The sequence below is a fragment of the Methanocaldococcus vulcanius M7 genome, from assembly GCF_000024625.1.
Taxonomy (GTDB): Archaea; AGJL01; Methanococci; order Methanococcales; family Methanocaldococcaceae; genus Methanocaldococcus; species Methanocaldococcus vulcanius.
Window position 1 is genome coordinate 1642778 of sequence record NC_013407.1, and the last position, 13548, is coordinate 1656325.

A 13548-nucleotide genomic window follows, 5' to 3' on the forward strand; every position below is an offset into this window, starting at 1 on the left:
ACTTATTTATTCAAATTAAAGAATAATTAAAATTTTTATAAATCAATTTTTATAAATAAAATTTACTTAAAAAGTATTATAGATTTTTTGTAATATTAAGTATCCGTATCATTTTCCGTTTATATTGACTTCTGATTTTATTCATCAATACCTTGCATTAGATAAGTAAATAAAATTATCGATTATTTTTTCACTATTTTAAAGAGGGATATTGATGAACCAAATAATTAAAAAACTCATTATAGAACCGTTAATCTATCCATTTTATAAAGGAAACTATAAGAATTTTATTATTTTGGGATTAATCTTAACTATACTCGTAGCATTTGTTATGTCCTATCTACTTCAAATTTTAGCTGGAATATATATGCCGTCAGATATATTTGTTTTTTATATGATTTTATTACCATATTTTATTCCGTTTATTATTATGTTGGGATATATACTTATGGTTTTTGAGAGTTCTATCTATGGAAAGGATGATTTACCTAATTTAGATGCTAAAAAGCTAATTCTATATGGATTTAAGGCATTTGGCTATATATTGTTGTTATTGTTAATAATTACATTAGTTTTTTTAATATGGATAATATTATATGAAACGATAAAATATGGTAATTCTCCTCTATATTCTCGTGCTTTTGGATTATTTCCACCATTTTCATATATTGCAGGAATAATATTTTTAATACTGGTCATATTTATGGCAAATCTCATAATTCTATGTTCAGTCTTGTCTATGCCCTCGTATGAATGCTTTACGTTAATACCCTGGAGTTTTATTGGTAGAAATATGAGCGACTATTTAATAATAGCAATAGTTTGGTTCTTCTTTCCCATTATACTTTTTAAACTCTATAATAGAAATATTAATCTAAAAAAATTGGTAAGATTTACATTTTTCCTAAGATATTTTCTAATTTTCGTAATTTCTGGAATTTATCTGTTATTGATTTTTAAGATAGTGCTTTTTGTAGATTATTTTAAAACTCTTATAATCTTTTACCTTCTCATAGTTATTGCAAGGATGTTCGGAGTGTATTTTAGAGAGGTAGAGAACAATTATAAAAAGGTGAGATTATGAAAAAACTTCTATCTTTTATATTTTTAATTTTTCTTATTTACTCTTTTGGAGTTTCTTCAGCTGAAGTTTGTCCATTTAAGGATGGATTTATAATAATTTATCATGATATTGGTTATGATAAGCTTTTTGGATATACTTACAACGATTCTAAGATTTTGTATTTTAACAACTCAAAAACTTTAATGGACATAACTCCTATTTCTGACTATTACTTTCCTGAGTTGTATCATAATATACCATATTATTATTGTGGCTCAACTAATAATTTAACTATATTATCTTTTGGATATTTTTATTTCCCAAAAAATGGTGACGGAATAGTTTTTTTAGGTGTTTTAGTATACACAACAAAGGACAATAAAATAAACTACACTGAGAAAATATTGTGGGCTGATGTTTTTTATTCAGTTGATGATTTTGATATATCTCCTCCTGCATGTTCTTCTAATGAGGCATTACTTGTTTATTGTTATAAAATGAAAGCAGATTATCCAGAAAATATTCTTGTGTTAATAAATAACACCAACATAACCGAATTAAAGAAGTTTGAGGATGACAACTATTATACTACGTTCCAACATTACATATATCAACCTATATTCATCTTTACAATCTACGATTCGAAGGCAAAGAAGTTTTATATCTTAGATGGGCGTTTATCAAATACTTCATTTCCTTTGTATTCTTATTACGGTGGAAAAATCCATTTCGAAGATAACATAACTCTTCCAAAATATGAAAATATTTCTTGGGAGTGTATAGATTTTTACAGCATAAATGGGACTTTATATATTGTTATGAAGGAATATAACTATTCTTTTGGGAGTTATATAGATAAAAAACCCTACCTTTTACTTTGGAGAAATAAAACCATAAAAATCATAAGTAATTATTCAAATCCATATTATTTTGCTAAAATCAAAGGAGGAGAAATTCCAATAGAAAAGAGTTATCTAAAAAGAATCTTTAGAGACAAGTATGAAAATATAAGAATTACTGACTTAGCATACAATAACGGGATGCTATTAATAGAAACAGAAGAAAATCACAAATTGCACTATTATATCATAAAAAACAACTCAATAGAAGAGATAAAACTAAAAAATATTATAAAATTGTATAAAACAAAACATACCTTATGGGATGATATTAAAAAGACATTAGAGCCAAAAATTTATTGGATAATTCATAATTGGTATGTAATTGTCTTAGTTATTGCTGGATTGTTATGGAGTTTGGTGTTGTTTTATGGAAAAAGATGAATAATCACCATATATAAAATATATTAAGCTTACCAGGGGAAATTATGAAAAAGATACACTTAACTTTAATTATACTCTTTGTTGCTTTATCATTGTTATTTATTTTTAATAATACCCAGCATGTCAAACCAACTTACATAAACAAATTTCCTTACATAATTAATAGCCCAGGATATTATGTTATAAACACTACTGCAACTTTAAATGAAACTGCTATTATCATAAATTCAGATAATGTTGTTTTAGATGGAAATGGATGTGTTTTAAAAGGAATGGGAAATTATTGTGGAATAAAGATAGATAACGGCATAGATATAAAAATTAAAAATTTAGTTGTAAATGACTGGAAATATGGAGTATTTGCTAATGGTTATCAAATAACATTAGAAAATATCTCTGCCTATGGAAATAAATATGGGATATATGCTTTAAATCATAATGGAATCATCATTTTAAATGGTAAGATTTATAATGCAGGCATAAAAATGAGAAATTGTAAGATGTTTAACAATACTTACAACTTTGCTCTAAAAAATTACGATTTGGATTGGGATAAAAATTCTAACAATATTGACATGTCCAATACTGTTAATGGGAAGCCAATATACTATTTAATAAACAAAAGAAATATTGTTATAAGTAAGTCATCAAATATAGGAGCTTTATATTTAATTAACTGCGAGAATATTAGCATAGAAGGGCTAAATTTAACAAATAACGTTTATGGTGTCTTTATTTATGGTGGAAAAAACATATCCATTAAAAACTCAGTAGTATGTTTTAACCAGTGGGGAATCTATGCATATAAAGTTGATAACTTAAACTTGGAAAATATATCTTCATACTCAAACATCGTTGGAATGCATTTTGAGTTTTCAAATAAACATATAGAAAACTGCAAAATGTTTGATAATACATTTAATCTTGTAATCATTGATTCGATAGGCCAAGATTTTGGTTATATAAAAAATACAACAGTAAATAATAGGTTAGTGTATTATTTGATTAATAAAAGCAGTTTAATCATTGATAAACACTCAAATGCTGGAACTATATATTTAATAAACTGCAACAACATCACTGTCAAAAATTTAAACCTAACCAATAATGGGTTTGGTGTCTATTTAATTAATACTTCAAACTCAAAATTTGAAAATTTAAGAATATCTAATAATTGGTGGGGGGTATATCTAACATTATCATACAATAATACCTTTAAAAATATATCTCTAATTTCAAATATTCATAATATTTCCGGCTCTAAAGGAAATAACTTTATAAATGTAGTTAATGTCCCAATATCAAATGAATCCCGTATTTTAAAAAAGTATTATGAGTTATGGGAATAAGACATGAAAAGATTTGATTATTATTTAAAGAAATCTAAGAAAATTGATAAGATTTAGATGTTTATTTTTTCATATTTTATATCCATATTTTTAATACTTTCGATTTATAAAGTGTCATAATAATTATGATGAACGATAAAAATTATCAAAAAACATAATTTTTATGTTTAGATAAGAATCAAATTTAAATATAATGAGATGGAATATAGCGAGAATGTTTGGATTGTATTTCGGAGAGATAAAGGAAAATTTTTTTTATAAAAAGTATTAAACTGACGGTTTAATGTTAGTTCCGACATAATGTGGGGTGGAATAATGAAAAAAGTTATCCTCTTTTTAATTTTAATATTTATATATTTATTTCATCCATTATTTGCAGATGAAAATATCTCAATTGAAGGCATGGCTACAAATGGAACGGATGTAATGATCAGTGTTTATGATAAAATCAACTCAAAGATGTATGAAATATTATATAATGGAAAAAATTTTGAAGTTATTTTAAAATTTCCAATAAATGAATCTGAATTATTCAACAACTCAAAGATAAACTTTGAGCCAAAGGATTGGAATTTTTATAATTATTTTAAACATCCTATTGTGGTTGGTTATTTTAAAGGAAAATGGATATTTTATAGCCCAGAAATGTTGGGATTTTTTGATGGGAGGGCTTTTACAACCACAATAAGCGGACTTTATTCTGGATGTTCAACTGCAAGCATCTCAAAGTTTAAAAGTAGCGATGATGTAGCGTTTATTGTTTGGAGTGGCTCAACAACATCGTGTAGTGGAGAGTGGTTATGTGCTTACTACAATCTCCCAGGAAAAAATATCTTCCCATATCGTCAAGGATACTACGGCATAGCTTATAATTCAAAAAATGATTTTTGGTATATATATTATTTTAACAATTTCACAAATAACTCCATTTATATTTGGAAGAATGAAAAAATAATAAGATCATTTAATCTACCTAATGACAAAATTGAAGTATTTCATTTATACCACCTTAATTACCAACCTATGGAATGCGATAACAATGGAAATTTATTAATCCCATTAACTTCCCCTCCAAAATACTCTAAAGGACTTTATCTATACAATGGAAAAAACCTAACAAAAATATCGAACATAACTCCATATGTTATGTGCAGAGGAGATAAAGGAGTTTTAATGGCTACAAATGATGGGCTTTATATGTATAAGGATGGAACAATAACAGATCTCTCTGATTTTGGATTTAAAAGAGTTGATTATATCATTTATGTTAATAAAAAGGGCTATTGGTTAATAGCTGGAATGGACAAAAATAATACTACAAAATTGATTAAATTCAATGAAAACAGCAGTATAGAAGATTTAACTCAACAATTGGCAAATACAACAAACTACAACAAGAAAATTGAAGAAATAGATAAAGAGATTGACGAAATTACCAGTAAATTAAAGGAATTAGAGAGTGAAAATCCAAATGATGAAAGGATTAAAATATATAAACAGAAATTAGAACAATTAATAGAAAAACGACATGAATTAAAATCTAAAAACCCAAAATACAATGAAACTTTAAATTATATTCAAAGTGAAGAGTATTGGAAAATGCAGGAAGAGATTTGGGAGTATAACAATAGGATTATGAAATGGTTTATTGCTATCTCCATATTAATTTTGGGAATGATTCTATCTACTCTATATATCCTTAGAAAAGATAAGTTTTTGTTATTCTTAGCAGTATTTGGCTTGATAGTTCCATTTTTACAATTTGAGATTCCAAATTGGCTATTTAATATCTTGGCATTGCCTTTATTTGTCTATGTTAAATTCTTCATTCCCAAATATGCGGGAGGAAGCTTTTATTATAGTCCTTTAATAATCATTCCAATCTCAATGTATGGGTGGATATTAATTGGATTAGCAGTTAAATTTGTGATAAAAAAGCTAAAAAAGTTTAAGGAGGAATAAATGATGAAGAATACTTCATTTATAATTATTTTAAGTTTTCTTATATTCATATTAACCTTAATTAGTCCAACAAACGCATTAGGTAGTGAATGGATTTCTATCCAGCCAACATCAAAAGATTGGATTGTAGTCAATAACAATAACATTTACCTATATAATGGAACTCTCAAAAATATAACTCCAAAATATATTCTCTATCTGAACAAAACATACACCAATGATGAGATTAATAAGCGTTATGGATACTTTTATTATGTAGATGGTTTTTGCTTAGGAAATGAAACTTATGTTGTGTGTAATGCCTGGGATGGATGTCATATAGGCAAATTGGACATTAATGACAAAATCTTATATTTATACAGCAAGAGTTTTGGACAATACTACAACTTAAAAAGCAATAACAAAGAGATTTTAGCATGTTTTGATAATAAAGAGGGGATGGGAGCAGAGCCGATATTTGTTGAGTTAAAATATAATAGATCCTCTAATGAACTAATATGGGTTGGGAATGATTTTTATGGGTTAAATAAACGTTTAGAAATGTTTTTAATTGATTATCTAAATAACTATACAAATTATAGGATTGATGATTTCTTCTTTGCTCCGTTCAGTTTTGACTACGACTCAGCAGATAAATATTGGCTTATATACGTTAAGGGAGTTTATTTTATATCAAACGGAAATAAATCAGAAGGGTATAAAAATATTTCTGGATTTGTAAAATATAATGGCACTTTTCACGATTTTAAGAGATTTGAGCTAAATAACTCGAAGTTGTATTGTCTATATATCCCATTTATTAATAGAATATCTTATGATAAATATATCAATCAATGGATTGTTTTAAATGGGATAGGAAATCGTGAGTTGTTATTTTTAAATAGCGATTTAAAGTTAGTTAAATCAATAAAAACAGACAAGTATATTTTTAAAGTTTATCCAATCAATAGGGATGAAATATACCTCATTACTATTAAAAAAATTGTATGTATTGGTAAAAATGGAGAGGTTGAAAAGATAAACGTCTATAACGACTCAATCAACAAAATTTATAAGAAGATAACGTATGGAAATTATACCAATATATTTAAAATTTTATCCATACAAAAAATAAACATAAACAACAATTCTATTTCAGAAATAAAATTAAACAATATAAATCCAATTAAAATAGGTTATAATGGGAGAGAAATGCTTATAATTGGAATTAATTTTTCAAATAATTGTTCAAAGGTCTTATATCGTTTTGATGGAAAGGGTGTTAAAAAGATCGCTGATCTTAGTCAGTTAACTTCTAAAAAGGAAAATCCATCTAATATACAAAATTGGAATCTGAATTTGAGTAAATCTACGTCCATAATTTTATTTATCATAGTAATCTTTATTTGTTATTTCTTATATCGTCGCTATTTTTAAGCATATTTTATTTTTAAATATTTTAGTCAAAAATAAAACTGAAAATAAAATAAAACAAAGAATATTACATATTAATATTAGTCCAATATAGTTAATCCGTCCAAGATTGCCTTTTTGTGTATATTTAATGCTTTTTGCTTTTTACAATCTCCTCTAAAAATTTTTATCTTTCCAGCAACGCAGGGGTATCTTTGAATTAACATAGCAGAGTTTCTTGCAAATTCTTCTAAATCGTTAACTTTCATACCTCTCATTAATTTAGCCATAAAAAGCGTTGATCCGCAGATAGACGTTCTTAAAACGTCCACATCTTTAACTTCTCCATTTTTAACATATACCCTAACTTTTGGAGTTCCAAACTCTTCTAAAAACTCTTTTAATTTTGGATATTTATCAATTATCCCTCTAACTTCTTCTTCATCTAATAAACACATCTCTTCCGGGCATATTGCATCAAATTTAGATAGTTCTTTTTTTGCACCCTCTCCGCTCCACGTTGCCACAATGATGGCAATATCTTTATTCAACCTTCTTGCTTCGTAGCAGAGGTAGTAAGTGTTATCTGGGTGTTGCGTATACAGCAACAAAATATCTGCTTCTTTTATTTTTTCAAGCAACTCTTCAGGAAATTCTATATTATCAACGAGCAAATCATCTGGTCTATCAATTTTGTAGATGCCAAGAAATTTATTTTTCTTTCCAAATGAATTTACCGTCCCTTGAACTCTATACCCATATGCTCCATCACTAACCACTAAAATCTTTGCCATTTTATCCCTTTTTATTTATTTTCTATATTATCTAATTTTTTAGTTAAGATACAACCGGGATCTTCTCTTAAATAATCCTTGTAGTATGAATAAGCTCTTGCTCTACAACCTCCGCAAATGTATCTATATTTGCATTTTCCACATATTTTTAATTTTTCCCTATCTCTGAGTTCATTCAATATCTTATTATTTTTCCAAAAATTTAAAAAATCCTCTTCATCTTTAAAGTTTCTAATGTTTTCAAGCTTTAAAGGAAAGAAGACACAGGGTTGAATATCTCCGTTAGCTCTTAAACTTAAATAAAATCTTCCACACCCACATCCTCCAATAAAGTTAGCCAAATTTTTTAATCTCTCATTTTCATCTAAATCAACGTTTGCAAAGTGTGTAGCAAGGTAGTATCTGTTATGTTCTATTGCAGTTCTTGAATAATATGGAGCCGTGGATAGAAATGCAGTTTTGCATTTTTTTCCTGTTTCTGTATTTAATTTTTCCCAGAGTAGATTTAATAGCTCCTCTCTTTCTTCTGGAGAGAGATCTATTTCATAATCTCCAACTCCCACAGGAATATAGTTGTAAAGCATAAAATAATCAACATTGAGCTCTTCTGCCAAGTCAATAACTTTTAAAACATCTTTATAGTTTAATTTAGTGGCGGTCATTGCAATTGCACAGCATATATTTTCTTCTACAACATTTTTAATTCCAGAAATCGTCTTTTCATATATTCCTTTTATTCCTCTGAATTTTTCGTGCGTTTCTTTTGTTCCATCCAAGCTTATCTGTATAAAATCAACCTTGTGCTCTTTTAGTTTTTTAACATTTTCTTTTGTTAATAGCGTTCCATTTGTAGCTATAGAAACCTGCATATCCTTCTCTTTAACCTTATCAATGAGTTTAAAAATATCTTTTCTCATAAGTGGTTCTCCACCTGAAAATGCGATTGCCACAACCCCAGCGTCTCCTAATATATCTATGACTTTTTCAGCTTCTTCTGTTGTTAATTCATCTTCTAACGGCCTACCTGCGTTTGCGTAGCAGTGTTTGCATCTTAAATTGCATCGATAGGTTATGTCCCAAACCACTAAAAATGGAGCCCCAGCAACAAATGGCTTTTTAACTCCGAAGTAATATAACCCCCTAACAACATTTATAAGTCCTTTTTTGAAATAAGGATCTTTTAAGTAGTTTTTAAAGTCCTCTTTGTATTTTTCTCCTGCAAATGTTTTTAAGCCCCCGTCTATAATTTCTTTTAATATTTTGTATTTTAGAGAGGGTAGTTTCTTTCCTTCTACGTATGCATCAATATAATTCTCTATAATTAATTTATTATTTTCGTCTTTTTTAAAAAGGGAGCTCATCTGGCTTTTTACGATTGGATTTAAGATCAGTTTTGAGAAGACAATTGCCATGTCATCAGTTTTCATAATATCCACCAAAATAAAATAATTTGGGGAGGGGATTAATAATTGGGTTTTGAAAATTTTTATTTGCCATTAAATAGTTTTGGATCTTCAGTAATATAAATTTAAAATGTTCAATAAATTTAAAACTTTAAAATTTAGAATTTCAAAATTAAATAAGTTATATTTATGAAAAATTAAAATTAATTAAGAAAAATACATTTAAAATAATTCCACATACTTATTTTTCTTGAATTATAACGTTCTTCTCTATTTCACAGTTTAAAGTATTACTTATTAAACATTTTTTAGATCCTTCTAATATCATTTCTTTTAGTTTGTCCTCTTCATAATCTCCTGAAACTTCCACAAAAATATTTAAAATAACTTTTTTTATTTTTCCTTCTTCAAACGATTTTTCAACTTTTCCATCAACTTTTATCTCCGCCTCTATGGCGTTATCTTTTAATGTATTTCCGACCGCTATACAGATACACCCACAAAGTCCCCCTAAAAACAAGTCCATTGGCGATATTTTTTCTTTTGTTGAACCTTTTCCTCCTCGTGAGTGAATTTTTAATCCTTTAACGTCCACCAATGTTTCAAACATATCTAAATATTCAGCGTATATCTCTTTTTTCTCATCTTTGCTTACTATTATATCAACAAGTTTAGCAATAAATTCCTTCCTCTCTTTTTCTGGGATATATTGTAAAAACTTCTCCAATGCTAAGGGCATCATCTTTGGCATCATTTTAGGAGCCATCTCCTTAGCAATATCAGAATCCATCATCTCCATTATCATTTCTGGGTTCATAACTCTCTACCCTCTTTTTTAAGTTAATTTAAGCTAATATGGTTGTTTAGATTAAATCATGCTTTTTTAAGATCTCCTTAGCTTTTACCAAAATTTTATGTTCTTTTATTATCTTTTCCATGTATTCTTTATCTGGAAATTCTAATGCATCTACTGGGCATAGCATCTTACAAGTTGTGCATGCAACGACACAGTTGTAAGGTCTTGCAACTACTGGTTTCTTCTTTTCTTTATCCCAATCAAAAACAACCCTGTTGGCACAAGTTATATAACAAACTCCACATCCAATACATTTATCATAGTTAACTTTTGGATACCACTCGATCTTTTTTCTATCAATACCCCACCATGGTTTTACACTCCAATCTCTAATAATTCTTCCCAAAGGATCTTTTCCAATTATTGGAAGTTCTTCACTCATCTTTTCACCTTTTTAAATTATTGCTTTATTATTTTTTAATTTTTTAATTAATTTTTTAATTTGGAGCACGTTAATTATTGGGTAGGTTAATGCCCAAATTAAGAATATTATTGAAGTTATATTTATAATTTTCGATTAATCGATTCATTTTAATACTTTTTAAAATAATTTAATTATATTAATTTACATGTATGTGGAAGGTATAAAAAGCGATAAGGATTAGAGTAATTATATCAACCTATATGGTGATTAAATGCTATCTGACCACGAAGAGTTATTGAGAATAAAAAAGGCAAGAGAGATCATATTGAAGATTCTAAAAGAAAAAGGCAGAGATAGTTTATATGACCTAAGTGGCCTCTCTGGTGGTTTTTTAATAAAAGAAGAAGATAAAGACCTATTAAATACATATATTGGATCATCCTACTTTGCAGAAAAAGTTAATGAGTGGGGTTTAAAGCATTTAGGTGGAGAAAGATGTGTAGGTTTTAATAGAACATCATCTGCTATCTTAGCAACGATCTTGGCTTTAAAACCTGAGAGGGTTGTTCACTATTTACCAGAGCTTCCAGGACATCCATCCATTGAGAGAAGTTGCAAATTAATAAATGTCGATTATTTTGAATCTGATAATATAAATGAGGTTTTAAAGAGAATTGATGAAAAAACTCTTGTGATTATAACAGGATCTACTATGGATCTAAAAGTAATAGATATTGAGAACTTTAAAAAAGTTATTGATACATCTAAAAAAAGGAAGGCAATAACATTTGTCGATGATGCCTCTGGAGCAAGAGTCAGATTGTTGTTTGGACAACCTCCTGCCTTGGAATTAGGAGCTGATTTAGTTGCCACGAGCACAGATAAACTTATGGAAGGGCCAAGGGGTGGATTACTTGCTGGAAAAAGAGAATTGGTAGAAAAAATATATTTAGAAGGAACGAAGTTTGGTTTAGAAGCACAACCTCCAATATTAGCAGGAATGTATAGGGCTTTGGAGTGTTTTAATTTAGAAAGAATAAAAGATGCATTTGAAAGGGCTAAAAGATTTGATCTGTCTAAAATAACGTTATTAAATAGCGAACTTAAAAAGTTAGATGGGAAGATAGATATAGTGTGTGAAAAAACACCGACAGGATTTGTTATAAAGAGAGTTCATAAAGATGATCATATAAACATTAAAAAACTTGTAGAAATTGGATTTAATCTTCTAAAAGATTATGGAATAATTACAATAACCGTTGCAGGAATGCCGGGGGCAAGTAAAAGTTTGCGGATCGATCTAACATCAAGAGATGCTGAGCGATTGAGTGATGAAGATATAGTTAACGCGGTTGTAAACTCGATAATATCTGCTTTTTCCTAAAATATGTTTTTATAAATCTTTATAAGATATTAGATCAGAAAACTTCACTACTTCATGCATTGCTCTCAGATTTACTGGAATTTCATTCTCTTTTAACAAAACTAACGGGTTTATTCCACCCATTGTCACCAATCCACACATGTCTTTATTTACATTTATTCCATAAAGTTCATTGTTCGGTTCTCCTATCGCTTTAACCCCTCTCCAATTTAGCTTTTTCAAAACATTTTCTAAGTCCTCTCTTGCTACTCTATGTATCTCCCTAAAACCTGCTAAGAATGTCTTCTCACAATCAACAAAGTTGAAAAACACCTCATGAGGATCCAATGATGAACCTTCATAGCCAATTATATCTATAAACCTTTCTTTATCTTCCGTGATCTCTAAAATCCCTCCATATCTTGGAATCACAGGAATTGAATTCCTTAAAAATATACCATCCAAGGTTACGGCACATATTGTCTGAATCTTTATTTTATCCTGTTCTTCAACAATACCAAATCTATCTGAAATACCCAAATACTGTTTATATGCTTCTTTCAATAACTCTACTGCCTCGTCATAATATTGTTTTTCAATATAGGCAGTGTTTACAATAACATTCCCATCACTCTCATCTATATCATATGACACCTTTGCCATTGCGTTAAACATTTTCGATAAAGCAGTTTTTATCCTTATATTTGCTTTTTTCGTTATTATCTCTCTTGGATTTTTCTTAACCTTGTGTAGTGATTCTAACCTAACAGTGGATGTCATAGGAGAGATCTCTACAAAGCAGTCGTTTTCTACAAATGGGGCTATTGGTGTTAATCCTCCAATTAATGCAACCCCAACTTTATCTTCCCCTATATCTAATCCTAAAACGTTTTCAGTTCCATAGCTAATAATGCATTTTAATTCATCTTTCTCTAAAACCCCTTTGAATTTTTCTAAAAATTCAACTCCAAAGTATCTAAAATTAGCTGGAAGAAAACCCTCCCCATTCTCTATAATCCCTATTACATCTGTTTCTTTTTTCTCGATAAAAGCCCTTAGAGGATCTATTGATGTGGACTTATAATCAATGATCTCTTTGAATTCAACTGGTTTTCCATCTTCGTATTTTACAATTCCTGCACAAACTTGAAGTGGGAATATTCCATTTTGTAATAAGACGTTGTCAAAATTTAGCGAGCAGAGAGTATTTATCTCAACAAACTTTTCTCTGTCTATGATTCCAACTCGATCTCCTACTGCAAGTCCGTTTTCATAAACTCCCTTTATTGTCTTCAGGACCTCGTTGAAATCGGCATAAACATGACATCTATTAATAACCACATATCCAAATCTGTAATTTGCAGATATTGTCTTTTCTAAGATATTTGAGTATATACTTCCCAATCTATAAGAAATATTTGCCTTCTCTAACTCCTCCAACCCTCTCTCCGTTATAACTCTCCCTGCATATCCTAATTTTTTTGTTAATTTCATTCCATCCAACAGTTTCAGATGGTATCTAACTGCTCGTTCTCCTATCTTATATCCTCGTCTATTAAGTTCTCTTGCTATAATTTTAGCCCCTACGGGCTCTTTTGATTTTGACAGTATATCTAAGATCTCTATTAATTTCCTATCTAAGTCAGCCATATATTCCACCTTGGCTCTTAAAAAGTGCATTATTAAATATTTTTATTATTATAATCAAAATTTAATCTA

Annotated in this window: 11 protein-coding genes; 6 read left to right on the forward strand and 5 right to left on the reverse strand. The window is 28.7% G+C overall.

Annotated features, from left to right (window positions below; genetic code table 11):
* The first annotated feature begins 214 nt into the window (after positions 1–214).
* From METVU_RS08140 to METVU_RS08160, 5 genes are all read left to right on the forward strand, one after another.
* The gene (locus METVU_RS08140) at positions 215–1084 is read left to right on the forward strand and encodes a DUF4013 domain-containing protein (RefSeq protein ID WP_015733713.1); all 870 of its coding nucleotides are present in this window, start codon (positions 215–217) and stop codon (positions 1082–1084) included.
* The gene (locus METVU_RS08145) at positions 1081–2346 is read left to right on the forward strand and encodes a hypothetical protein (protein WP_015733714.1); all 1266 of its coding nucleotides are present in this window, start codon (positions 1081–1083) and stop codon (positions 2344–2346) included. The genes METVU_RS08140 and METVU_RS08145 overlap by 4 nt, the downstream gene beginning before the upstream one ends.
* 44 nt (positions 2347–2390) lie before the next feature.
* A complete protein-coding gene (locus METVU_RS08150; RefSeq protein WP_015733715.1) occupies positions 2391–3695 on the forward strand; it encodes a right-handed parallel beta-helix repeat-containing protein in 1305 nt (434 codons plus the stop codon).
* A gap of 315 nt (positions 3696–4010) precedes the next feature.
* A complete protein-coding gene (locus METVU_RS08155; RefSeq protein ID WP_015733716.1) occupies positions 4011–5657 on the forward strand; it encodes a hypothetical protein in 1647 nt (548 codons plus the stop codon).
* Entirely contained in the window at positions 5658–7073 is a 1416-nt protein-coding gene (locus METVU_RS08160) for a hypothetical protein (RefSeq protein ID WP_015733717.1), read from the forward strand.
* Between the two features lie 77 nt (positions 7074–7150).
* Here METVU_RS08160 and METVU_RS08165 read toward each other — a convergent pair whose 3' ends face one another.
* From METVU_RS08165 to METVU_RS08180, 4 genes are all read right to left on the reverse strand, one after another.
* The gene (locus METVU_RS08165) at positions 7151–7843 is read right to left on the reverse strand and encodes a DUF166 domain-containing protein (RefSeq protein ID WP_015733718.1); all 693 of its coding nucleotides are present in this window, start codon (positions 7841–7843) and stop codon (positions 7151–7153) included.
* A gap of 11 nt (positions 7844–7854) precedes the next feature.
* Positions 7855–9270, reverse strand: coding sequence for a radical SAM/SPASM domain-containing protein (locus tag METVU_RS08170; protein WP_015733719.1), 1416 nt, complete (start codon positions 9268–9270; stop codon positions 7855–7857).
* A 217-nt stretch (positions 9271–9487) separates the two neighbouring features.
* Positions 9488–10063, reverse strand: coding sequence for an OsmC family protein (locus METVU_RS08175; protein ID WP_015733720.1), 576 nt, complete (start codon positions 10061–10063; stop codon positions 9488–9490).
* 46 nt (positions 10064–10109) lie between these two features.
* Positions 10110–10484: a 4Fe-4S dicluster domain-containing protein gene (locus METVU_RS08180; RefSeq protein ID WP_015733721.1), complete on the reverse strand. Its 375-nt coding sequence runs from the start codon at positions 10482–10484 to the stop codon at positions 10110–10112.
* 253 nt (positions 10485–10737) lie between these two features.
* Here METVU_RS08180 and METVU_RS08185 point away from each other — a divergent pair, with 253 nt between their 5' ends.
* Positions 10738–11850 carry a TIGR03576 family pyridoxal phosphate-dependent enzyme gene (locus METVU_RS08185; RefSeq protein ID WP_015733722.1) on the forward strand — a complete coding sequence of 371 codons (1113 nt, stop codon included), beginning with the start codon at positions 10738–10740 and terminating at the stop codon, positions 11848–11850.
* Positions 11851–11859: 9 nt separating this feature from the next.
* On the opposite strand, the gene METVU_RS08190 is transcribed toward METVU_RS08185, so the two are convergent.
* A complete protein-coding gene (locus METVU_RS08190; RefSeq protein WP_015733723.1) occupies positions 11860–13479 on the reverse strand; it encodes a DUF128 domain-containing protein in 1620 nt (539 codons plus the stop codon).
* Positions 13480–13548: the final 69 nt, after the last annotated feature.